Origin of the sequence: Mucilaginibacter sp. OAE612 (assembly GCF_041806395.1) — a bacterium.
GTDB classification, from domain to species: domain Bacteria; phylum Bacteroidota; class Bacteroidia; order Sphingobacteriales; family Sphingobacteriaceae; genus Mucilaginibacter; species Mucilaginibacter rubeus.
In genome coordinates this window covers 3,754,815-3,775,895 of the sequence record NZ_JBGMUW010000001.1, presented here as the reverse complement: position 1 = coordinate 3,775,895, position 21,081 = coordinate 3,754,815, and the positions used below count along the sequence as shown (strand labels likewise).

Sequence of the window (21,081 nt, the reverse complement as noted above, 5' to 3'; positions counted from 1 at the left end):
TCAAGTAAATATCCTTCGTTATAGGTTTTGATTGGCAATTACTAATTACGATTAGCAGGTTTGTTTAGGAATGTTTCTTTTAAACTTGATAAATTCTCTCTCAATTAAATCAAAATAGTTCACTTTAAGTGAGATGTTGCGAATGTCAATTATACGACTATTTTCAATCGGTTCATGCCAGTCTCCATCCCAACAGCAATAGTATTCAATGTCGTCGTCGATAGTTAGCTTATTTAATAGATCGATAAATGCCTGCACTGTTGGTTTACTATCCTGCCATTCCGGATCATTAAATAAATGAGAATGAAATTCCAGTCCACATGAGCATTGAGCATCTGAACCAACATAATAAACATAAGGCAGGCTTAATTTATCTTTTAAACCCGTCAATTCATCTGCACTTGGTTGTATTAGATAAATTAAAGTTTTTCCTGCCACGAAGTCGCTTGCCTGCTGCGGAGTTGAAGTAGCTATGAAAACTGCGTAACACATACTTTTAATAATTGAATAATTGTTGCAAATCTTAGCTGCAATCGGTTAAATTGGAAATACAAACTCCCCCTTTAGGGGGCCGGGGGCATCTAATCCTCCGGCTTTTCCTTCGCATCCGCCATCCTCACAATCCTCGGCTGAAAGCTGGCTAATACATCAACCAAATCATGCTGGGCAGCCATTACAGCATGGATATCCTTGTAAACCATCGGGGCTTCGTCCAGGTCGCTTCCCATCAGGGTGATGCGTTTATCTACCAGGTTAGCGGCAACTGCTTTCGGGTCGACAGTTTTGAAGGCGGCGCTTCGGCTCATTAAGCGGCCTGCACCGTGTGAGGCCGAGTTGATAGAAGCCGCATCGCCTTTACCGCGCACTACAAAGCCAGGTGTGCTCATACTGCCGGGAATGATCCCTAATACACCTTCGCCTGCCGGAGTAGCGCCTTTTCGGTGTACCATTACTTCGGTACCATCGGCAAGCTGCTCTTTCCAGGCAAAGTTGTGATGGTTTTCTATCATCATTACCGGTTTAAGGTTAAGCGCACGTGCTATTTTATTATGGATCTCGTGGTGGTTGGCACTGGCATAATCGCCGGCAAGGTTCATGGCAATCCAGTATTCCTGCCCCTCGTCATTATCTAAATTTAACCATGCCAAATGTTTGGCTTCATGCGGAAGCTTGGTTTTGCTCATAGCAATTTTTGAGTAATGATCGGCAATGCTCCCACCAAACCCGCGTGAGCCCGAGTGCGATAACAAAGCCAGGTAACTACCTGTCGGGATGCCTTCGAGGGTATCTTCGGCAACGGTAAGCTCACCCCATTCAACAAAGTGGTTGCCGGTACCTGAAGTTCCCAATTGGGCATAAGCCTTATTCTTCAGGTTCCGGATTGTCTTGGTTTCGCTCCATACAGGGCTGTCGAACAGCGAGGTATCAAAATGCGTTTTGGTAACCCCGCCAATCCCAAAGTTGGTATGATCAAGCAAAAGGCCTTTAAGCATGTCGGTTTCGGTATCAACCACACCGGCAGGCAAATCAAAAATGCTCAGGCACATGCGGCAGGCAATGTCTACCCCAACCGCAAAGGGGATGATGGTATTGGCAGTTGTAGCCAGCACGCCGCCGATAGGCAAGCCATAACCCTGGTGGGCATCGGGCATTAAAGCGCCCGCAACGGCTATGGGTAATTTAACCGCGGTTTTCATCTGTGCAAGCGCACCCACTTCAATATGCTCAAGGCCGTAAACCGGGAAATCGGCAATTTCCTGTTTCAGTGCGAAGTTGGTTCGCGGCTGTTTCAAAAATTTCCCTTCTTTTCGTAAGTCGATTACCGCTTCGGCCAGGTTCTTGAACTTACCGCCTTTTTTAAGGGCGTAAGGCATCGGGTCGTCAATAAGGGCTTCCAGGGTGGCCAGGATCTGCTCCTTATCCATTACACCGTGTTTTAACAGGCCATTGGCCACACGGCTAAAGTTCTCTAATATCTTTACGTCGTTAATACCTAATGAGGTTAATTCGTTGTTGCTTATTTTTATCTTTTCCATAGCGCTCTTAAACCTCCGCCAATTGGCGGAGGGGTTTCTTAATTAGCTGCTTTTGTTATTTAACGATACAAAGTAAAATTGCAACTGCGCAATGTATTTGCGTAGTAAAAAATAATTTAATAATATTATAAAAAAAATGAGGAGTTTGTATTTAATCCGCTATTCATTTATTAAGACCGTCATTGCGAAGTACGAAGCAATCCCCAATAGGTAGAGCGGCTATGCAGATCTCCCTGTAAAGTTTGGGATTGCTTCGTACCTCGCAATGACGGGTGTTGACAAACATCCTAAATCCGAAATCAAAATATGCCCGTAAACCGCAATGCCCTTATCCGTTACCGAACCATTGACAGTTGCCTGCAAAACCGCCGCCGGCAGTGGACACTTGACGGTCTGATTGAAGCCTGCTCCGAAGCTTTGTACGAATACCAGGGGATAGACAGCGGGGTAAGCCGCCGCACCGTACAGGCCGATATTGAAATGATGCGCAGTAATAAGTTGGGGTACGAAGCGCCTATTGTAGTGGTTGATAAAAAGTATTACACCTACTCCGACAAGAATTACAGCATCAATAACATCCCCCTCAATAACCAGGACATGCAGGTGCTTAGCGAGGTAGCCGGTTTGCTGGGGCAGTTTAAAGGCCTGGGGCATTTTGCCGACCTTAACGAAATGGTAACCAAACTGGAAGACAAGATCTACAGCCAGAAAACACACAGTGTGCCGGTAGTTGATTTTGAAAAGAACGATAACTTGAAGGGATTGGAATGGATTGAGATTATCCGCAAGGCTATTGTAAGCAAGAATACGTTGTGTGTTAGCTATCAGTCATTCAAAGCAAGGGAGGCCAGTACATTTTGCTTCAGCGCTTATTTGCTGAAGGAGTACCGTAACCGCTGGTTTATGCTGGGAGTAAAGAATGTAGGAAATAAACAATTGCTTACACTGGCGCTTGACAGGATTCAGACTGTCGAAGTACACGCTGATAATTATATTGAAAATACACAGGTTAACCTGGCTACTTATTATAATGATGTATTAGGCGTAACTAAATCCGCGGGACAGCGCGATGTTGAGGTTACTTTTTGGGTAGATGATAAAAACGCTCCTTATGTTGTTACGAAACCTTTACATCACACCCAAAAGATACTGCAGGTTACAGTAGATGGGACAATATTCAGCATAAAAGTGGTTTTGAATTTTGAGCTTGAACGGGAATTGCTCGGTTTCGGGCCTAAACTGAAAGTGCTTGGTCCGCGGATTCTGGTTAAGCAAATGAAGGATCTGTACCGAAAATCACTGGAGCATTATGCTGGGGATAGCCCCATCCCGCAAGGAGGTAGTTTGAGCAGGTTGTTAAATTCGTGACATAAAGCATTTATATTAGCATTAATGATAAGCGAAAAAGAAACGACCAGCTTAAGTAAATTTTTAAGCCTGGTATTACGTCATCAGCCCGAAGCAATAAATATTAAACTTGATGAGCAGGGCTGGGTAGCCGTTGACGAGTTGCTGCTGAAAGCGGCTGCACATGGTAAAGCCATAACTCTTGAAATACTGAACCATATAGTTGAAACTAACGCCAAAAAGCGTTTCGCATTTGATGATGCCCGGCAGAAGATCCGTGCCAACCAGGGGCATTCGGTTGAGGTTGAGTTGGGTTATGAAGCACAAATACCACCGGATGTGCTGTATCATGGCACAGGGAGCCAGTCGGTTGAGGCGATTTTGCAAACCGGGCTCGAAAAGCGGAGCCGGCAGCACGTACACCTGAGCAACGACCTGGAAACGGCTGTTAAGGTTGGTCAACGCCATGGTAAACCTGTGGTGTTAACCGTTGCGGCGGGTGAAATGCACCGGCTGGGTCATAAATTCTATCTGTCAGAAAACAAGGTGTGGCTTACCGATTTTGTACCGACAGATTTTATCGGAAAATATTCCTCTTAACCTATCCATGATAACTTAAAAAATGGGTGTCATACTGAGCCCGTCGAAGTATAGCGGACAGGGCCTCTGCACACGAGTCTTGGACAGGATCAGACTGACAGGCCCTCTTTGTCATCTAACCTTCAGAGTCCATGGATTTAATCACTCAGGATAAATCCCAAATCGAACATCCGAATTCCGAAATTGGAAAATGACATTTTTTTGACTTTTGTACCAAATTAGTCGAAACTTTATTTTAAAAAATGCTTGCAGGTTATGTAGCAAACCTGTTACATTTAGGAAATTATAAACTGAAATGCCAAAGCACATCCTAATTATTTACGTATTAGTTGCCTGTTGTATCCTGGTTATTATGGTCAACTCATTTGTTAAAAACAGGTTAAACAAAAAAGCAGAAGACCGGCGGATCCTGAAACCTGTTAACCGTTCTTAACTATTTTTCAAACCCATTAAGAAGGCCGGCTCTGTGATCAAAGCGGGGTCGGCTCTGCAAAGCATCGATATTTCCTGATGCTTATATGTAATGTTTATTACCCGTCGTTTTTTTGAAGTTTAAACAAGCCTGTATTAAAATATACGTTGAGGAAAATATTTTTCGCTAAGACGCAAAGATTTTTTTTGCCTTTGCGTCTTAGTATGCTTATTTAATCACGGACGTGCTATTCTCCTAAAACCCATCAAAAACAAAAGTTTCGTTTACAAGCGGTTTCCTTGGCAGCATTTCAGGGCGGATACTGGCCTGGTACACAAATGAGGCTACGATGATGGCGGCCTGTTTCAGATCGTCTATCATCAGGTGGTCGTAGTCGTCCATATTGCTGTGATGTGTGCGGGTTTCATAATCAATAGGGTCCTGCACAAACTGGAAACCCGGTATGCCAGCCCAATCAAATGCCAGGTGATCGGTTGACCCGGTATTGGCCATAGTTACCGTTGTGGCACCAAGGTCATTAAAGGGTTTTAGCCACTGTTCAAATATCGGTTTCATTTTTTCGTTGTTTTGCGCAAAGATCCCCCTGATTTTTCCTGTACCATTATCCAGGTTAAAATAGGCTGATACTTTAGCCTGCTCGGACTTTACAGTAAACTTAACGCCATCCCTGAAATGTTTTTTAACGTAACCGAATGAACCCAGCAAACCCTGCTCTTCGCCACTCCACAGTGCAATGCGGATGGTGCGTTTAGGTTTAAGCCCAAGTGAATCGAGCAGGCGAACGGCCTCCAGCATCACAATACAGCCCGCGGCATTGTCTGTTGCACCGGTAGCAGCCTGCCACGAATCAAGATGGCCGCCCAGCATCACCAGCTGCGATTTTAGTTTGAGATCGGTACCGGGGATTTCGCCTACTACGTTGTAGCCGTTTGTATCTTCGGTAGATGTTTTGTCTGTAAAACTCATGGCCAGTTCAACTTTTTGGCCCGATTGGATCAGCCGTTTGATCTTCTGCCCGTCCTCTGAGGCCATAGTAACTTGTGGTACAGTTTCCGGATCAGTTAATTTATAGCCGTAGCGGCCTTGTACAAAAACGGTTCCGTTAACATTACCGCGGCCCGCGCTAATGAATGCCAGCGCACCGGCGTTTTTCAGTATCCGGTCTGCTGTTTTAAAGATCTTCAGGTATTTAGTAGTATACATGTCGATCATGGAGCGGGATACCATATAAGTATCCTTCAGGTTGGCTAATGCGGTGTCGGCCAGTCTTTCGGCCGATGGCTCAAAGTCTTTTTTATAATCAGCCGCATCACCGGTAACCAACACGAATTTTCCCTTAAACCCCGCGGCGTGACTATTCAGATAAGTAGTATCTATAGCCTGTGCCGATGTAATTATCATAACTTCACCTTGCAGCAGGCCTTTGCTGCCCGGGCTCCATGGATTAGGATAAGCCCTGATCTGAGCATTATAGGGTGCGCGCATCATCATACTGAAATCCTGCACTTCCCATTGTTTGCCAAAAGTGCCCCAGGGCTCGGTAGCGGCATTGGCCATTCCCCATTTTTTCATGGTGGCAACTGCCCAGCTTGCTGCCCGGGCATAACCCGGCGAATTGGTTAACCGCGGACCGGATACATCGGTTAAATAATGCGCTATCTGCGGAATTTGTGAGCTGCTAAGTTCTGCCTTACGGATACGGCTGAAAGCTGCAGTATCAATAACTTCCTGCTGGGCGTAGCTGCCGGTGCCGGCAAGCAACAACGCGCCGAAAATAAAATTGCGTTTTATATATTTCATAGTGAGGGTTTTAGATTTGAATATAGAGCTTTTAGTTTGAAAAATATAAATATGAGAGGGTAAAACCCGAACTAAGCCGTGCCTTTAACACAATAAAACATTGGTAATACGGCTGATATTCATTAAATAACGTAAAAACCGCATCCCGAAAGCGTATAAACACTATGTTACCCGGGTGTTTTTATCGTCAATTTTATCTTCTCTAATTAAAGCCATTTAACCCGGAGGCTATTTGCAGTTTTCTGAATCAGCAAATAGCTTGAAGCAATAGTATTTATAGTGTTCGGGCCGCCTGTATAGGCTTTAAATGTTTGTGAACCAACAATCAAATTATATAAACTTAAAACTACAACCTATGTCTTTTTTATCAAAAATGTGGGATCATGTAAAATCCCTGTTCCACAACGCTTCAGACGTTGTACATGAAATCATTACCGTAGCCGACAAAGTTGCTAACGGACTCAAAAACCTTGAAGCAAGCCAGGCTGGCCAGTTTTTGGAAACGACACTGGAAACCCTGGTGCCGGCATCAGCAGTAATTGTGAATGGCATTAAATTATGGCTGCCCAAAGTGGTTACCGATTTAAACTGGGCCGTACAGGAAGATGGCAAAACAGATGCGCAAAAAATAGCCGACGCGGTGGCTTATTTAGCAAAACTGAAAGGTGCCAATCCCGATGCTTATGCCAGCCAGCTGAACACGTTAAATGCACTGATTCAAAAATGGATGTCGGACCAGCAGGGTGCCGGGCTCAACATTCAGCAGGCCCTCACCATTAGCCAGGTAAACCATAATCCCGACCTGGTTTCGGCCCAATAATATTAAATTGCTGAGGGCAGCACACCAGGGGCCGCATCATAAAACAAATGATGTGGCCTTCTTTTTTATAATTATTTTATTGATATGACTGGTCTTTCTTTTAAAGTTTGAGAGTGCTTCGCCTCTATGTAACAATATGCTATCATGTTCAATTTAGTTTGTTTTATTAAGCTTCATAATAAGATATTTATAATGTTGAGTAGGAGCCGGTTTTCCGCCAACCTGACGTTTGTAAACCTTTTTTTATTGAAGATAAAAATGATGAAACGGATATTGTTTTGTTTACTTATGCTGATGACTTGTTTAGGAAGCAAGGAAGTACGCGCGCAGTCACTAAATGGTAATTTGCCGCGGTTACTCATCAGGCTGGATGATATCGGTATGAACCATTCTGTAAATATGGCTTTGCTTAAGGCTGCTCAAACAGGTATGCCGCTTTCTGCTTCGGTGCAGTTTGCATGCCCCTGGTACCAGGAAGCAGTTGAAATACTAAAGCAATATCCTAATGTTACGGTTGGGGTTCATCTTACATTGACTTCCGAATGGAAAAATTATCGCTGGGGGCCTGTTACCGGCCGTACGGCTGTTCCGAGCCTGGTTGATTCAAACGGGTATTTTCCGCAATCAACGCGGGCGTTTGCTAAAAGCGGCTATAAACTTAGCGAAATTGAAACCGAGTTGTCGGCCCAGATTGAAAGGGCGCAGGCATCAGGATTAAAAATAACCTATATCGACCCTCATATGGGCATAGCGCTTTCAACACCCGAATTGCGCGCCCTGACCGAAAAACTGGCTCATAAATACAAACTGGCTATATCAACCCTAAGCAGTGTAACTTATTTCGGCGAAACCTATAAAGAAATGTGGGGTGAGCCTATCGCTACAAAAAAAGAAGCGTTTTTAGTTTACATAAGCAAGCTAAATCCCAATAAGCCCAATATGATGGTGCTGCATACCGCTACTCCGAGCCCCGAGATGGATGTGCTGGTTGATATGAACAGTAACATGATGAACTCAAAAGAGGGTAAGCCCCTTACCAGTTTGCACCGCCAAACCGAACTTAATGCCTTGCTCTCGCCCGAGTTTGCAGCAATGAAGGGTAAAAAGTTTCAGCTGATCAATTATCAGCAACTGCTTGCCGGTAAGGACATTAGCACTTAAAGCGGCAGATAATAAATAAGCCCCTATTTTTTTGAAGTAGCAACTACAACAATGCCGCCTATAACTAATAATCCGCCCAGGTAGGGCGGCCAGTTAACAGTTTTTTCCCTATCGGCCGATACCTGTATAGGGCCGGCATCAATGATCTTTTCTTTTTTGGTGTAAGTAAAGCCTGTCCAAATGAGCATGGCCGCACCTACAATAATGAGTACAATCCCTATGGCTTTGTTCATGGTTATATAATTTGGTTATTGATAATAAATAGCGTTTAGTTACTATTTGTTTTGCGCTTGTCGTTCAGATTGGCATATTAAGTTTTTTTGCTTTCAACTTTTCTTTAGATTAGAAGCCTGGACCAGGGATGAATGGTTTTCCAATAACATCCTGAAAATTAATTACCGTAGATGCAAGATGATCTGATACTGGAAACCATATCGGTTACTAAAAACTTTTTTGGGGATAAGTCTTCGGGGGTTAATAACGTTACCATTTTTATTCCGAAAGGAAAGATAACAGCGATAGTAGGTGAAAGCGGCAGCGGGAAAACCACTTTGCTTAACCTGTTATATGGTACCCTGGAGCCCGACCATGGCGAGGTGTTTTTTAAGGAAGAGCAGGTATTAAGCAGGCAAAAAGGTATTCAGCATGCCCACAAGGTTATGAGGATGGTAGCGCAGCACGATAACGATCTTGATCCGCGAATATCGGTATGGGACACCATATGTGAAGGTTTGCCTGCCGAAGATCAAAGTCAGGCTATCCATCATGTTACCGAAGCTTTGAATCTTTTAAATATCTACGCCATTAGGGAAATGCCCTTTGGTAAATTAAGCGGTGGTGAAAAGCAGCGCGTAACCATTGCCAAAGCATTGATTAGCCGCCCGGAAGTTTTACTGCTCGATGAACCCTTTAACCAGGTAGATGCCACCTACCGGGAAGGTTTACAGCACGATATCAGGTATATTGTAAAGGAATGGGGAGTTACCGTAGTATTAGTATCGCATGATCCTGCCGAGATCCTTTCCATGGCCGATGAACTTATTGTACTTAAAGAAGGGGAAATAGTGGAGAACGGCAGTCCCGAGCAGTTATATCATTCGCCTAAATTAATGTACACAGCGCAAATACTGGCCAGCTGCACCCGGCTAACATCGGCCCAGGCAAAAATTTGCGGCATAAAAAGTAAACGCAGCGTTGTAGTGGTTTACGCGGAGCACATTAAAATAAGTAGCCTGGGCAGCAAATGGCTGGTGAAAATGGTGTTGTTCAAAGGCTTTTTTGAAGAACTTATTGTTGAAAAAGATGGTTTAACACTGCGGGTACTCAATTACGACAGGCGTAAATACTCCGTTGGTAGTAAAGTGAGCATCAGCATCAGCAAATATTTTGAGTTTGGGAAGTGGGAGAGTTGATTTATACTTTTGTCTCTTTGGGACTTTTTAATAAAAATGTCGTTGCGAGGAGGAACGACGAAGCAATCTCGTAGCTATGCAAGCCGGCCATGTATTGGCTACGAGATTGCCGCGCTGCGCAATGACATAGTTTTTATTTTTTTTCGTTCCAGCGCTTGTCGTCACTTCGCTACCGCTAATTCTCCTGTTTTCGCCTTTCTGTATTTTGATAGATTGATCAGCAACACGCTGCTCAATATTACAACCAGCCCAATAACCTGGATCAGCGTTACATGTTCGCCTGCAAAAATTACCCCCAATAATACGGCTATCACCGGGTTAACATACGCATAAGTACCAACCTGGGTGGCCGGCCTCACCTGTAAAAGCCATACATAAGCGCTAAATGCCGCTATCGATCCAAATATAATGAGATAAGCCAGGGCATACCAGCTTTGTGCCGGTATAGCGTGCCATTGTACGGTTTGTACCTCGTTGTTAAAAAAACTTGCAGGAATAAAAAATATGCCGGCTCCAAGCATTTGCCAGGCCGTATTTACCGATACGGAGCCTTTGGTGTTATAATGTTTTGAATATAATGATCCGGAAGCCCAGCCCAGTGTACCAAGTAAAAGCAATATCATTCCTGGTAATTTTGATGGACCTGCCGATGATCCCAATACGTCCGCGATCTGATCCCGGAATAAAAGTATCACACCTATAAAGCCAATGATGAGGCCGACAATGGTGCTTTTGCTTTTAAAGTTGGTGCTCCAGTTGGGTTTATCAAGCAGCACGAACCAAATTGGCGGCGATGTTACCATAATGGCCACCATAGCGCTTGGTAAAGTTTGTTCGGCCCATATTACTGCACCGTTACCTATTACCAGCAACAGGAAACCGCTTACTGCTGCATGTAATATGTTTTGTTTTACAAAAATCTTTTCACCCTTAATTGCACACCACGCCATTAACAGCAAACCCGCTGTGAAGAAACGCAGCGCGCCCAACAGCAGCGGCGGAAAACCGCCTACTGCAATTTTTATAAAAAAGTAGGTAGAGCCCCACACTATATAAACAGTGGCGAAAGCTATAATAACTAATATGGGCGAAGTGGATTTTGCAGTAGTAGGTGCCATGATATATTATTTTTCGGGTATAACCAATTGTTGTTGTTCTTTTTTGGTTTCGAGCACTATGGTGGTGCGGGTGCTCAAAATATTGGGTATTTTACTGAAGTGAGTGCGCATTAAATTCATTAGCGAGGCGGAGTCATAAGTACGCACTTTTATTAAATAGCAATCGTCGCCGGCTATGTGGTGCACTTCCTGTACTTCGGGTATCTTGGCCAGCTCGCCTGATGTAGCATCGCTTCCTGGCCCATCGGCCGCTTTCATAAATATAAAAGCAAGCATTTTTTGCTGCAGGGCCGCCGGATTGATGCGCGTTGTATATTGTTGGATCACATTTTTTTGTTCCAGTTTTTTTACGCGCTCAAGTATGCCGGATGGCGCCATGCCAAGCTCACGGGCCAGGTCGGCATTAGAGATCCGGGCGTTTTCCTGCATCAATCGCAAAATATGCAGGTCGGTTTTATCTAAAATAATTTCCGGTTCGTTAATCATACAGTAATATTCGATATAAATTGAATAAAGTTCAAATATTTTTAATTAAAATGAATTTAATTCGACAAAACTATCTTTATGATGTTTGAACATCAGTTGCTTAAGTCGCTTCTGCAATCAAATAAATATTGTTTAGCTGTCTGAAATGACTTTTTGATATGCAATAGTTTTTTTTGAAAAAAAATTAAAATGTTTTTAAATCACAATCGTCTTTATCTTTAAAAAGGATAAAGAAATTGACAACAGCGATAATGCCCCAGGACAAAAACAGCCACATCATACAAACAATTGCTTCGTATGGTAAAAGCTTGTTGGGATTTATTCGCCGGAGGGTAAAAAACGATGCCGATGCCGAGGATATACTCCAGGATGTTTGGTACCAGTTTAGCGCTGTGATCAATTCTGAACCGATTGAACAAACCAGCGCCTGGCTATACCGGGTGGCCCGGAACAAAATAACTGATAAGCATAAAAAAAAGACGGAAACCCTGCTTGATGATATGCTGGCCGATGATGAAGATTATGACGATGAGGCACCGGACTTTAAAGCCATACTCCTTACCGAAGCTACCACTCCCGAAACCGAGTATTTGCGCAACCTTTTTTGGGAGCAGTTATTTTTTGCGCTGGATGAATTGCCCGAAGAACAAAAACAGGTATTTGTTTGGCATGAGCTTGAAGATATCCCCTTTGAGGAAATTGCCAAACGTACCGGGCTAAATACCAACACGCTGGTATCAAGAAAACGTTACGCCGTACTACACTTGCGCAAACGGCTTGCCCAGCTTTACACGGAAATTACTGAATATTAAAAATTAAGACATTATATAACATGAAACCATTTTTTTATAAAAGGCGATTTTTCTTCATCCCGCTTGGGGTGCTCGCTTGCCTGGCCGTCATCAGCTTTGTGGTAATGCAGCTGTGGAATAATTTATTGCCGGATATTTTACATGTAACAACCATTACTTACTGGCAGGCCGTTGGCATATTTATTTTATGCAAGATTTTGTTTGGTTTTGGGAAAGGCGGCCCTAAAAGCGGAGGAGGAGCGCCCTGGATGCGCGGACGCATGGCCGAACGTTTTAAGAATATGAGCCCTGAAGACAGAGATAAGTTCCGCGCTCAGTGGGAAGACCGCATGTGCGGATGGAAAGGCCACGGGCATGGCAGGTTTAGCCGTGACTGGGACGATTTTAAGACTACCACAAACGAAGAAAAGAAAGCGGAATAAAAAAACTTAAGGATTATATGAAATTCATTAACTGATTTCATATATGGCAATAATTGTCACTAACGATCAGGAATATCAGCTTTAAGCTTTATGCATTCCGCTTTCAGCTCTATATAAATTAATATTTATCTACCTTAAATAAAATAACAATGGATGTACTGGTATTTGCAACAAGTGTACGGCAGAGACGGCAGGTGAGCCGGGTACAAAATTTATTAACCAAAATACCTGCCATAGCCCAATGGAACTTTGACCTGGAAGACTGCGATAATATTTTACGGGTGGAGGCTAAGGATCTTTCACCACGTTATATCGAATCGTTGTTGCAAAAGGCCGGCATCCATTGCCAGGAGCTTGATTATTAATACCTGTTTACAATGACAGCCTCGCTTGAACGTAAGGTGATCCGATGGGTCCATATCTTGTTAAGCATCCCAGTTGTAGGGTATATTTATGGCCCGGTTGCTCAAATTCCTAACGCGGCTGCAGCGGTAAAATGGGTGTTCTTCCCGATAATAGTACTTTCGGGATTTTGGTTGTGGAAAGGCTATTGGTTTAAAAAGAAATACAAAAATTTAGTTAAGTGATTGTTTGGCAGCCCGGCTTATTTTTTGGCCGGGCTGTTTATTTCAATCCAGTAGCCATCCGGATCCTGGAAATACAGTTGCAATACGCCATCTGCCCGGTAGGTAGGTTCTTTACTATCGCCTTTCCAGTTTGAGTAAGGGATATTCATTTGATCAAGCGTTTTTGCAAACTCTTTTACCGACGAAACGGTGAAGCAAAGGTGTACGCCTTTAACCTGTTTTTCATTCCGTTCCGCCTGTATAACATGTAGTTTTACATTATTGCCAAGGCTATACCATTGGTGTACGGTATCTGCAAAGGGGTTGTCAACTTTTTTAAGGTGTAATACTTTGGTATAAAACTCGGTGCTTTTTTTAAGGTTACCGGTAGTAATGGCGATATGATCAATTACCGGCGAGATATCGGTACCGTTTTGGGCCTTGCACACCATAGGCAAAAGCACAGTTATTGCCAGCAGCAACGTGGTTAGTTTGGCTGTTTTAAAAATTATTGATAAAGATCTCATTGTTAGGATTAGTAATTTAAATGCCTAAAGATATAGGTTTAGCATTATGGTTAAAGTAATGCACAAATAAATTACACAAGCATTCAATGAAAACTGAATATCAATCTTTCGTCCAGGGGATTAATACAATTGATATTGTGTAAATTCCAGTCATTAATATCAATAAGGCCCGCATCGGTCCTGTAATGACTGTCATCAACAGGGCATTTTACTACATATCCAATATCTTTAATCAGCACAATTATTGGTCTTGCACCGCAAACCTTGCAGCAGTTACAATCAACCGATCCTGGTATATTTACATAGCCCCTCATACTTCATCCGGCGTTTAATTAAGTTTTTAATTGCGATTAGTTATCAGGTCAATCAACTTGTTAAAGTACTCGTATTTTATCCCCAAAAATTAAAAAAATGCTAATTGAGAATAAAATCCTCCATGAAAATATAATACGTATGAAACTGAATTTATGTTACCGCCCTTTGCAGATTATTATTTATTTAAGGGATAATAATAGTTTGTTTGTATTTTACGGTGCCGTTTTATATTAATTTAACGCTGCAAACAGCTATAGAGCAATATCATTATGATGCTTATAACCTTTCTGGCTATCGGTTTTTTGTTTGTTTGGATTAACCGGGCCATGGCGCGACGGAGTTCCTGAGTTGTAGCTTGAAATAGTTGTCGACTGATGATTATTCCACTGTAACATTCCTTTTACCGCTTTGTCGCCGCACTCTTATGGCATGATAAGTGTTTGGCCATAGTTTATCTATCGAAAACTAATAAATCATTTGCTATGAAAACTACTGTTTCACGCTCAATTTCATTATTAATATTAGTAGCAATGGGCTTTACAAGCTGTTCGGCCGAATACCGGGAACGACACAGGCGACGACATGACGAAAGGGTTCGTGTACACGAACGGGTAGTTATACATAATTAAACAGGTAAATACAGCAAAACAGGCCGTGCTTCATCAGCACGGCCTGTTTTGTTTATGGCGTTTAAAAACCGGGATTATTTATGGTAAAATCAATCGTTCCAGAGGTGCCGTGAATGAAGGCTGCCTTCCAGTTTGTTTTTAATTATAAGGTCGTCTTTATGCAAAATGCAATCGCCCTGATTGATGTCTTCTTCGGCAGTAACTTTGATGATGCTGCCTGATATCTGTTCAACTATACTTGATAAAGTAAAGATCTCTGAGTCGGGTATTTGTACGGTTAATATTGCCATGGGTAGATGATGTTATTTTTAATAATTCAAAAATATGGCAATAAAATTTACCCAGTGTTTTATGAAAGTAAAATTTAAATAACCTTTATTTTACAAATGTATCAACAATATTAATTCGCGGTTTTAGTTACCAGTACCCAGTCCACAATGGTTTTGGCGCTACCTGCTTTTATTTTGTTAACTGTATTTTCTGGTAAACCATGATAGGGTTTGGTAACCTTGTTAACACCACCAGGATAGCCACCGCCTAATGCAAAATTAAGGATGATGAATTTTTTGTTATCAAAAGCCCAGCGGCCATATTTTTCAACCATTGCTTTTGTTACCGTATAGGTGATTTTGCCATCAACCTTAAAAACAAGGCTCTCAGGCAACCAGTCTACCGAATATACATGCCACTGGGTAACATCAATGCCTGTGGGGAAAAGTACACGTTTTGCAAGCGGCGTATCGCCAAAATAGCCGGGGCCATGTAAAGCATGGCTTACCCAGCTTGAGTCGCCTACGGTTTCCATTACGTCAATTTCGCCGCAATTGGGCCATTTACCGTTTCCAAGCAGCCAAAAAGCTGGCCATAGGCCTGCGCCTGCGGCCATTTTCATTCTGCATGAGGCTGTACCATATGTAAGCTCCATTTTAGCACGGGTATTAATGCGGCCTGAAATGAAATCATATTTACGCCGCTCTTTACTGGTAAAGCCGGGTTTATATAAAGCCTTTAAAACAAGGGCGCCATTTTTGGCACCTTCGGCTTTACCATCTATCATATAAATGGTAGCCGCCGAATCAACATAGGCCTGCTGCTCGTCGTTAACAGTATTGCCTGTAACTTCAACATTCCATTTGCTCCTGTTGAGGGTTGGTTTGTTAAAATCTTCAAAGAAAACAGTATCGGTAGTTTTATTCTGAGCGAATGCCTGTAACGCTAATAAAAGTGGAGCTGATAGCAGCAGATATTTTAGATTCATTTGAGGTGTGAGATAAGGGTTTAAAAGTAGATAAATTGGATGAGAGGAACTTAGTATTTACCAATTGCGATCATAATTTTACAGTGGCGTCCCGGTTTGAAAACTAAAATACATCGATAAATAAACAGATGAAGAATCTCTGCTTACATTGTTATATTTGTGTAATACTCATCTTAAGGTCATGGGTAATAACACAACAAATTTATATTTCAGGTCAAAACAGGTTTCGTTAATAATGTTGGCGGTCATGGCTATCATTTGCTCCAGGTTGCTGTTCTTTTTTTTCAATGACCCCGAAGGCCCAAATCCTTTAATAGTTGGAGGTTTGGCACTGGCTGTATTTTTGCTATCCTGGGCGGTATATGTATTCGGCCCATTTAAAATAAATGGCTTTAAGAGACTTTTCGTGGTAATTTGTATCCAAATACTATTGGTTATTGGCCTCTATTTTGGGTTGAAGTAATTTCTCGTCTTTCTCAAAACTTTAAACCTGGCCTGCATCTGCAATTTTACCCTCTAATTACCTTTACTTTTTTAAATTGCAATCTTATATGGATCTATATGCACAGTAGTGGCTTTTTGAAGGTATTCGCAATTATTGCGTTGATTAGTTTGTTGTTTGATTGGTACATCCATTCCGGCCTTAAAACCTTAACTGCCGACTGGCCATCAAACCTATGGCGCAATGTTGTTTTATGGGGGTATCTGATCATATCTGTAGGCGTAACTGCTTTATTTTTACTTGGCTTTGGCGCTTTTAGTACAGCAAGCGGCATGCGCCCATTTCATGAATGGATGCTAAGCCTGTTCCTGACGTTTTTTATTACCAAATTGGTTTTCATAATCGTGCTATCCCTCGGCGATCTCGGGAGGTTTTTCGTAGGTGTATTCAATTTGATCGGTGGTTCGGGCAGGGTTGCCGGGCAGCCGGCTTTTCCAGGCCGGCGTAAGTTCATCAGTGAAATAGCGGTACTGGTGGCTGCCGTGCCTTTTACTTCGTTTTTTTATGCCATGCTTAAAGGTAAATACGATTATAAGCTGCATAAAACCACTCTTTATTTTGATGATTTGCCCGATGCCTTCGATGGCTTTACCATCACCCAGCTTTCTGACATCCATTCGGGAAGCTTTGATAATACCGAGGCTATGCAACGCGGTATCGACCTGGCTAAAGCGCAAAAAAGCGACCTGTTTGTTTTTACCGGCGACCTGGTGAATAATGCAGCATCGGAAATTGAGCCTTATATTGACAGGTTTGGGCAGATCAAAGCGCCTTACGGACAGTTTTCCATTTTAGGTAACCACGATTACGGTGATTATATCCATTGGGATAACATGCAGGAAAAGGCAGCCAATCTCGATAAACTTAAACAACATCACAAAGCCTTAGGCTACCGTTTGCTGCTGGATGAAAATGTAACCATTGAAAAAGGCGGACAATCGATCTCCCTGATCGGGATCCAAAACTGGGGCAGAGGTTTCATCCAGATAGGCGATTTGAATAAGGCGCTTCAGGGCGTACCCCCGGATGCCTTTAAAATCCTGCTTTCGCATGACCCTACCCATTGGGAAGAACAGGTTCGTTATAACCCAACAACCATCCATCTTACCCTATCAGGGCATACTCATGGTGCGCAGTTTGGGGTGGAGGTCCCCGGCTTTAGGTGGAGCCCGGTAAAATACCGCTATGTTGACTGGGCCGGCCTCGCTAATGAAAAGAACCGATATCTGTACGTAAACCGTGGTTTTGGTTTCCTGGCATTTTCGGGAAGATTAGGTATTTGGCCTGAGGTTACGGTTATTGAGCTGAAGAAAAAGGTAGTGTAACGTTATAAAATACGGATTTGATTTATCGGGCTTGATTTGTGGCAAGGTTTTTATGCTTTTTATATGAAGCATTAAAACTAAGATTATGGCAACCAACGATATAAAAAGGATAGGCAAAAACGGTCCGCAGGTACAGCATCAGCATAGTAATGCCTGGCAAGTGATGAAGCCTTTTGTACATTTTGGTGTGAAAGCTATAAGCGCAATAGCCCATACGCTTATCTACATTATAAAACATATTCCCAAACCTGATTCGCCTAAACCTTCCGGGCAAAAAGGCGGTAAGATCATCAAAATATGAAATAGTAAGCCCGGTATATTCATATCGGGCTTTTTTGTAATCCAGTACTGGTTATCTACCGTTATTAAACGGAATAAAATACCGTGTTTTCACGGGTTGCGGGACCGTTTTTAAATGGCGAGATTTAAGCGTTGATTAAATCATGCAAAACAAGAACTGCCATTACCTATCACAGGTTGCTAATATTGCCTTCAATAATAATTGATATAATATTTAAAACCTAAACCTTAACTTTAACCTTGTCCTTACACCCGTCAGTTTGATGGGTGTTTTTTGTTTTATACCAGTTCAAATTCATGAGCGTTCAGTAAGTGGCTTGTTGTTTAAATTACAATTTGTACTTACTTTCACCCTCAATGAATCATCTGTTTACCGGTTACAAAACGCTTCAAAAATTAATACTTCCGGCGCTGTTACTTTCTGCTACATTATCATCAAAAGCGCAGGTGTTTGGCGGTAATCCGCCATCTATAAAATGGAAACAGGTAAACACACCGCCAGCCCGGGTGATATTCCCGACCGGCTTGGATTCGGCGGGGTTAAGGGTTGCCAATATCGTGCAGCAAATGAATGGCCTGATCCGGCCAACAATCGGCTTTAAGCAAAAACAAATCAGTATTGTATTGCAAAACCAAACCACCGTAGCCAACGGCTATGTAGGATTGGCCCCCTTCAGGAGCGAGTTTTTTTTAACCCCAGAGCAAAATAGCTTTGATATAGGCAGCCTGCCATGGCCGCAGCAACTGGCTATTCACGAGTACAGGCATGTGCAGCAGTACAATAATTTTAATGTAGGCCTGTCGCATTTACTCCGCATAATTTTTGGCGAGGGCGGGCAGGCGCTGGGTAATGATTTGGCTGTACCTAACTGGTTTTTTGAGGGCGACGCTGTATTTAACGAAACCCTGGTAAGCGAACAGGGCAGGGGCCGGCTGCCTTATTTTTTTACAGGTTACCGTGCGTTGTGGGCTGCGGATAAGAACTACAGCTATATGAAGCTTCGCAATGGCTCGTACCGCGATTATGTGCCCGATCATTACCCGCTCGGCTATATGATGGTAGCCTACGGTCGCGAAAAATATGGCAGCGAACTATGGAAAAACGTAACACATGACGCCGCGGCCTATCGCGGTGGCTTTTATCCTTTTCAATGGGCTGTTAAAAAATACACCGGCGAAAGTTTCAAAACCTTTTCAAATAACGGGTTTGCTTATTTCAAACAGCAATTTGCCGAAGATAACACCCAACCAGTTGCAGAACGAAGGACACATTTTGACGCCAACCGGCAATACCCGGCTTTTGTGAATGATAGTACGCTCATCTATGCCAAAAATACTTACGATCACTTGCCCGCCTTTGTCATTAAAAACGGTAGTAAAGAAGTGAAAATCAGCACCCGTTCCTATTCATTGGATAGTTATTTTGATTATCACAACGGTAAAATAATTTATACATCCTATCGGCCGGATTTACGCTGGGGCTACCGTAATTATAGTGAATTGATGCTGCTTGATGCAAAAACAGGCCAGGAACACCGGATCACCTCAAAAGCAAAATACTTTTCGCCTGCTTTTAGTGCCGATGGTCAAAGTATTGTTGCTGTACGGGTTGATCCATCAGGTGCAAGCCGGCTACATATTTTGGATACTGCAGGGAAACTGCAACAGGAAATTCCAAATCCCCGGGGGCTGTTTTATACTTACCCTAAGTTTTATGGCGATGGCAAACTGCTGTCGGCAGCGCGCAATAAGGATGGGAAAATGGGGATAGCGCTTACAGAGATCGCTAACGGTAAAACAACGTATTTAACACCCCTGAGTTTTCGCCCTATAGGTTTTATCGCGCTGAAAAAAGATACACTTTACTTTACCCAAACCGATGGCAAAAACGACCGCCTGTTTGTAATGATGCTTAACGATAGAAGTGTTTATGAGATGCTGCCTCCCGGTAACGACAGTGGTATTGGCTATTACCAACCTGCTGTAAGCGACAATAAACTGGCCTGGGTAGGTTTTACTGCCGATGGTTACCGGATTAACCAGGCTAACAAAAAAGATTTAAAATGGATAGCCGCCGGGGGGGATTATGCACGCTACCTGCCCGATCTGGGTATCACAGCACTCAAAAAAGATTCGGCTGCCAATTTAGTAACGGGGATAGTTGATAAGCCATTGCCGGTTACCAACTATTCCAAAGCACATGGGTTGTTTAATTTTCACAGTATCATCCCCAACATCAGCGACCCTAATTATTCATTCGCTATCACGGGCGAGAATGTGCTGAATACTTTTCAGTCCGAATTGTCTTTTGATTATAATACCAACGAAGGCTACAAACAGTTTGGTTTCGATGCCATTTACGGGGCCTTATTCCCCTATATTTCGGCCGGGGCCGATTATACACTCGACAGGCGGAGCTTTTATAAAGGCCAATACGTATACTGGAACGAGACTGCTGTACATGGTGGCTTGCGGGTCCCCCTGAATTTTAGTGAAGGCAAGCGTTTAACCAGTATTACCCTTGGCAGCGACCTGTATTTTAACAGCATCAACTTTCAACAAGCCTACAAAAGCAGTTTTGCAGATAGATCGCACAGTTATCTGAATAACTATATCAGTTTTAGCAATCAAACGCAACAGGCACAGAAAAATATTTATCCCCGGTTTGCGCAAAGCATAGGCGTCAATTATAAATCGGCAGTTTCGGGCTCAGGAGCAACACAACTGTTAACAACCGGGTCGTTTTACTTCCCTGGCTTGTTTGTGAACCACAACTTTGTCATCAGCCTGGCGCGCCAGCAAAAAGGAAAAGATAATGTAATCAGTTTCTCTAATGATTTCCCTTTCTCCAAAGGTTATACCGCCGAAAACCTGGATAATATGAATAAGATTGGCTTAACCTATCATATGCCAATAGCGTATCCTGATGCAGGTTTCGGTAACCTGTTTTACCTGTTACGCTTACGTACTGCATTGTTTTTTGATTATACCCATGCCAGCGCATCAAACTTTTTTACCGATGGCAGCAGCTTTAAACAAAACTTCAGGTCAGTGGGCGGTACCTTGTATTTCGATACCAAGTTCTTTAATCAAAATAGCATCACATTTGGTATCAGGTACAGTAGGTTGCTTGATGAAGACTTTTTTGGTGGGACAGGGCGAAATAGGATAGAGCTGGTTTTACCGGTGACTTTCTTTTAAAGAATTATTGA

The 21,081-nt window shown here is 42.8% G+C and carries 23 protein-coding genes; 14 read left to right on the top strand and 9 right to left on the bottom strand.

The annotated features are described in order from the left end of the window. Nucleotides 1–51 precede the first annotated feature (51 nt). Nucleotides 52–492: a hypothetical protein gene (locus tag ABID99_RS15645; RefSeq protein ID WP_373614277.1), complete on the bottom strand. Its 441-nt coding sequence runs from the start codon at nucleotides 490–492 to the stop codon at nucleotides 52–54. An 89-nt stretch (nucleotides 493–581) separates the two neighbouring features. Beyond that, nucleotides 582–2,036 (bottom strand): RtcB family protein, encoded by a 1,455-nt coding sequence (locus ABID99_RS15640; RefSeq protein WP_373614276.1) that lies wholly within the window; start codon nucleotides 2,034–2,036, stop codon nucleotides 582–584. A 306-nt stretch (nucleotides 2,037–2,342) separates the two neighbouring features. On the opposite strand from ABID99_RS15640, the gene ABID99_RS15635 reads away from it, so the two are divergent. The 3 genes from ABID99_RS15635 (at nucleotide 2,343) to ABID99_RS15625 (ending at nucleotide 4,416) form a co-directional block, all read left to right on the top strand. Further along, nucleotides 2,343–3,404, top strand: a complete 1,062-nt coding sequence (locus ABID99_RS15635) for a helix-turn-helix transcriptional regulator (RefSeq protein ID WP_373614275.1) — start codon at nucleotides 2,343–2,345, stop codon at nucleotides 3,402–3,404. A gap of 24 nt (nucleotides 3,405–3,428) precedes the next feature. Continuing rightward, nucleotides 3,429–3,983 (top strand): RNA 2'-phosphotransferase, encoded by a 555-nt coding sequence (locus ABID99_RS15630; protein WP_373614274.1) that lies wholly within the window; start codon nucleotides 3,429–3,431, stop codon nucleotides 3,981–3,983. A gap of 295 nt (nucleotides 3,984–4,278) precedes the next feature. Further along, nucleotides 4,279–4,416: a hypothetical protein gene (locus ABID99_RS15625; protein WP_167516184.1), complete on the top strand. Its 138-nt coding sequence runs from the start codon at nucleotides 4,279–4,281 to the stop codon at nucleotides 4,414–4,416. 234 nt (nucleotides 4,417–4,650) lie between these two features. On the opposite strand, the gene ABID99_RS15620 is transcribed toward ABID99_RS15625, so the two are convergent. Continuing rightward, nucleotides 4,651–6,216 (bottom strand): M20/M25/M40 family metallo-hydrolase, encoded by a 1,566-nt coding sequence (locus ABID99_RS15620; protein ID WP_373614273.1) that lies wholly within the window; start codon nucleotides 6,214–6,216, stop codon nucleotides 4,651–4,653. A gap of 355 nt (nucleotides 6,217–6,571) precedes the next feature. On the opposite strand from ABID99_RS15620, the gene ABID99_RS15615 reads away from it, so the two are divergent. Together ABID99_RS15615 and ABID99_RS15610 are read left to right on the top strand one after the other, a co-directional pair. Continuing rightward, nucleotides 6,572–7,036: a hypothetical protein gene (locus tag ABID99_RS15615; RefSeq protein WP_139159911.1), complete on the top strand. Its 465-nt coding sequence runs from the start codon at nucleotides 6,572–6,574 to the stop codon at nucleotides 7,034–7,036. Nucleotides 7,037–7,330: 294 nt separating this feature from the next. Next, nucleotides 7,331–8,197, top strand: a complete 867-nt coding sequence (locus ABID99_RS15610) for a ChbG/HpnK family deacetylase (protein WP_373614272.1) — start codon at nucleotides 7,331–7,333, stop codon at nucleotides 8,195–8,197. Nucleotides 8,198–8,220: 23 nt separating this feature from the next. On the opposite strand, the gene ABID99_RS15605 is transcribed toward ABID99_RS15610, so the two are convergent. Then, nucleotides 8,221–8,430, bottom strand: coding sequence for a hypothetical protein (locus tag ABID99_RS15605; protein ID WP_090524308.1), 210 nt, complete (start codon nucleotides 8,428–8,430; stop codon nucleotides 8,221–8,223). A gap of 171 nt (nucleotides 8,431–8,601) precedes the next feature. Here ABID99_RS15605 and ABID99_RS15600 point away from each other — a divergent pair, with 171 nt between their 5' ends. After that, nucleotides 8,602–9,609 carry an ABC transporter ATP-binding protein gene (locus ABID99_RS15600; RefSeq protein ID WP_373614271.1) on the top strand — a complete coding sequence of 336 codons (1,008 nt, stop codon included), beginning with the start codon at nucleotides 8,602–8,604 and terminating at the stop codon, nucleotides 9,607–9,609. Nucleotides 9,610–9,770: 161 nt separating this feature from the next. On the opposite strand, the gene ABID99_RS15595 is transcribed toward ABID99_RS15600, so the two are convergent. Next, entirely contained in the window at nucleotides 9,771–10,727 is a 957-nt protein-coding gene (locus tag ABID99_RS15595) for an EamA family transporter (RefSeq protein WP_373614270.1), read from the bottom strand. Between the two features lie 6 nt (nucleotides 10,728–10,733). Continuing rightward, on the bottom strand, nucleotides 10,734–11,213 hold the full coding sequence (locus ABID99_RS15590) for an Lrp/AsnC family transcriptional regulator (RefSeq protein ID WP_090524317.1): 480 nt from the start codon (nucleotides 11,211–11,213) through the stop codon (nucleotides 10,734–10,736). 236 nt (nucleotides 11,214–11,449) lie between these two features. On the opposite strand from ABID99_RS15590, the gene ABID99_RS15585 reads away from it, so the two are divergent. The 4 genes from ABID99_RS15585 to ABID99_RS15570 all read left to right on the top strand — a co-directional run bounded on the left by ABID99_RS15585 (nucleotide 11,450) and on the right by ABID99_RS15570 (nucleotide 13,034). Then, a complete protein-coding gene (locus tag ABID99_RS15585) occupies nucleotides 11,450–12,025 on the top strand; it encodes an RNA polymerase sigma factor (RefSeq protein WP_243770747.1) in 576 nt (191 codons plus the stop codon). Between the two features lie 20 nt (nucleotides 12,026–12,045). After that, the gene (locus ABID99_RS15580) at nucleotides 12,046–12,447 is read left to right on the top strand and encodes a hypothetical protein (RefSeq protein ID WP_373614269.1); all 402 of its coding nucleotides are present in this window, start codon (nucleotides 12,046–12,048) and stop codon (nucleotides 12,445–12,447) included. 149 nt (nucleotides 12,448–12,596) lie between these two features. Beyond that, nucleotides 12,597–12,812 carry a hypothetical protein gene (locus ABID99_RS15575; RefSeq protein ID WP_354481722.1) on the top strand — a complete coding sequence of 72 codons (216 nt, stop codon included), beginning with the start codon at nucleotides 12,597–12,599 and terminating at the stop codon, nucleotides 12,810–12,812. 12 nt (nucleotides 12,813–12,824) lie between these two features. Continuing rightward, nucleotides 12,825–13,034, top strand: coding sequence for a hypothetical protein (locus ABID99_RS15570; RefSeq protein WP_176623663.1), 210 nt, complete (start codon nucleotides 12,825–12,827; stop codon nucleotides 13,032–13,034). A gap of 17 nt (nucleotides 13,035–13,051) precedes the next feature. On the opposite strand, the gene ABID99_RS15565 is transcribed toward ABID99_RS15570, so the two are convergent. Continuing rightward, complete coding sequence (locus tag ABID99_RS15565) at nucleotides 13,052–13,540, bottom strand: VOC family protein (RefSeq protein ID WP_354481725.1); 489 nt, start codon at nucleotides 13,538–13,540, stop codon at nucleotides 13,052–13,054. A 797-nt stretch (nucleotides 13,541–14,337) separates the two neighbouring features. On the opposite strand from ABID99_RS15565, the gene ABID99_RS15560 reads away from it, so the two are divergent. Beyond that, nucleotides 14,338–14,484 carry a hypothetical protein gene (locus tag ABID99_RS15560; RefSeq protein WP_175489897.1) on the top strand — a complete coding sequence of 49 codons (147 nt, stop codon included), beginning with the start codon at nucleotides 14,338–14,340 and terminating at the stop codon, nucleotides 14,482–14,484. A gap of 89 nt (nucleotides 14,485–14,573) precedes the next feature. Here the strand turns inward: ABID99_RS15560 and ABID99_RS15555 are convergent, their stop codons facing one another. Both ABID99_RS15555 and ABID99_RS15550 read right to left on the bottom strand, forming a co-directional pair. Further along, nucleotides 14,574–14,774, bottom strand: a complete 201-nt coding sequence (locus tag ABID99_RS15555) for a hypothetical protein (protein ID WP_090524329.1) — start codon at nucleotides 14,772–14,774, stop codon at nucleotides 14,574–14,576. Between the two features lie 110 nt (nucleotides 14,775–14,884). Further along, nucleotides 14,885–15,742: a family 16 glycosylhydrolase gene (locus ABID99_RS15550; protein ID WP_373614268.1), complete on the bottom strand. Its 858-nt coding sequence runs from the start codon at nucleotides 15,740–15,742 to the stop codon at nucleotides 14,885–14,887. Between the two features lie 561 nt (nucleotides 15,743–16,303). Here ABID99_RS15550 and ABID99_RS15545 point away from each other — a divergent pair. From ABID99_RS15545 to ABID99_RS15535, 3 genes are all read left to right on the top strand, one after another. Further along, the gene (locus ABID99_RS15545; protein ID WP_373614267.1) at nucleotides 16,304–17,569 is read left to right on the top strand and encodes a metallophosphoesterase; all 1,266 of its coding nucleotides are present in this window, start codon (nucleotides 16,304–16,306) and stop codon (nucleotides 17,567–17,569) included. Between the two features lie 85 nt (nucleotides 17,570–17,654). Beyond that, entirely contained in the window at nucleotides 17,655–17,870 is a 216-nt protein-coding gene (locus ABID99_RS15540; RefSeq protein ID WP_090524337.1) for a hypothetical protein, read from the top strand. 356 nt (nucleotides 17,871–18,226) lie between these two features. Further along, nucleotides 18,227–21,070 carry a hypothetical protein gene (locus ABID99_RS15535; protein ID WP_373614266.1) on the top strand — a complete coding sequence of 948 codons (2,844 nt, stop codon included), beginning with the start codon at nucleotides 18,227–18,229 and terminating at the stop codon, nucleotides 21,068–21,070. The last annotated feature ends 11 nt before the right edge of the window (nucleotides 21,071–21,081 follow it).

Excerpts from the sequence above, each read along its gene's own strand:
- ABID99_RS15645 (WP_373614277.1), bottom strand. The coding sequence starts at position 492 with ATGTGTTACGCAGTTTTCATAGCTACTTCAACTCCGCAGCAGGCAAGC.
- ABID99_RS15640 (WP_373614276.1), bottom strand. The coding sequence starts at position 2,036 with ATGGAAAAGATAAAAATAAGCAACAACGAATTAACCTCATTAGGTATT.
- ABID99_RS15635 (WP_373614275.1), top strand. The coding sequence starts at position 2,343 with ATGCCCGTAAACCGCAATGCCCTTATCCGTTACCGAACCATTGACAGT.
- ABID99_RS15630 (WP_373614274.1), top strand. The coding sequence starts at position 3,429 with ATGATAAGCGAAAAAGAAACGACCAGCTTAAGTAAATTTTTAAGCCTG.
- ABID99_RS15625 (WP_167516184.1), top strand. The coding sequence starts at position 4,279 with ATGCCAAAGCACATCCTAATTATTTACGTATTAGTTGCCTGTTGTATC.
- ABID99_RS15620 (WP_373614273.1), bottom strand. The coding sequence starts at position 6,216 with ATGAAATATATAAAACGCAATTTTATTTTCGGCGCGTTGTTGCTTGCC.
- ABID99_RS15615 (WP_139159911.1), top strand. The coding sequence starts at position 6,572 with ATGTCTTTTTTATCAAAAATGTGGGATCATGTAAAATCCCTGTTCCAC.
- ABID99_RS15610 (WP_373614272.1), top strand. The coding sequence starts at position 7,331 with ATGACTTGTTTAGGAAGCAAGGAAGTACGCGCGCAGTCACTAAATGGT.
- ABID99_RS15605 (WP_090524308.1), bottom strand. The coding sequence starts at position 8,430 with ATGAACAAAGCCATAGGGATTGTACTCATTATTGTAGGTGCGGCCATG.
- ABID99_RS15600 (WP_373614271.1), top strand. The coding sequence starts at position 8,602 with ATGCAAGATGATCTGATACTGGAAACCATATCGGTTACTAAAAACTTT.
- ABID99_RS15595 (WP_373614270.1), bottom strand. The coding sequence starts at position 10,727 with ATGGCACCTACTACTGCAAAATCCACTTCGCCCATATTAGTTATTATA.
- ABID99_RS15590 (WP_090524317.1), bottom strand. The coding sequence starts at position 11,213 with ATGATTAACGAACCGGAAATTATTTTAGATAAAACCGACCTGCATATT.
- ABID99_RS15580 (WP_373614269.1), top strand. The coding sequence starts at position 12,046 with ATGAAACCATTTTTTTATAAAAGGCGATTTTTCTTCATCCCGCTTGGG.
- ABID99_RS15575 (WP_354481722.1), top strand. The coding sequence starts at position 12,597 with ATGGATGTACTGGTATTTGCAACAAGTGTACGGCAGAGACGGCAGGTG.
- ABID99_RS15570 (WP_176623663.1), top strand. The coding sequence starts at position 12,825 with ATGACAGCCTCGCTTGAACGTAAGGTGATCCGATGGGTCCATATCTTG.
- ABID99_RS15565 (WP_354481725.1), bottom strand. The coding sequence starts at position 13,540 with ATGAGATCTTTATCAATAATTTTTAAAACAGCCAAACTAACCACGTTG.
- ABID99_RS15560 (WP_175489897.1), top strand. The coding sequence starts at position 14,338 with ATGAAAACTACTGTTTCACGCTCAATTTCATTATTAATATTAGTAGCA.
- ABID99_RS15555 (WP_090524329.1), bottom strand. The coding sequence starts at position 14,774 with ATGGCAATATTAACCGTACAAATACCCGACTCAGAGATCTTTACTTTA.
- ABID99_RS15550 (WP_373614268.1), bottom strand. The coding sequence starts at position 15,742 with ATGAATCTAAAATATCTGCTGCTATCAGCTCCACTTTTATTAGCGTTA.
- ABID99_RS15545 (WP_373614267.1), top strand. The coding sequence starts at position 16,304 with ATGCACAGTAGTGGCTTTTTGAAGGTATTCGCAATTATTGCGTTGATT.
- ABID99_RS15540 (WP_090524337.1), top strand. The coding sequence starts at position 17,655 with ATGGCAACCAACGATATAAAAAGGATAGGCAAAAACGGTCCGCAGGTA.
- ABID99_RS15535 (WP_373614266.1), top strand. The coding sequence starts at position 18,227 with ATGAATCATCTGTTTACCGGTTACAAAACGCTTCAAAAATTAATACTT.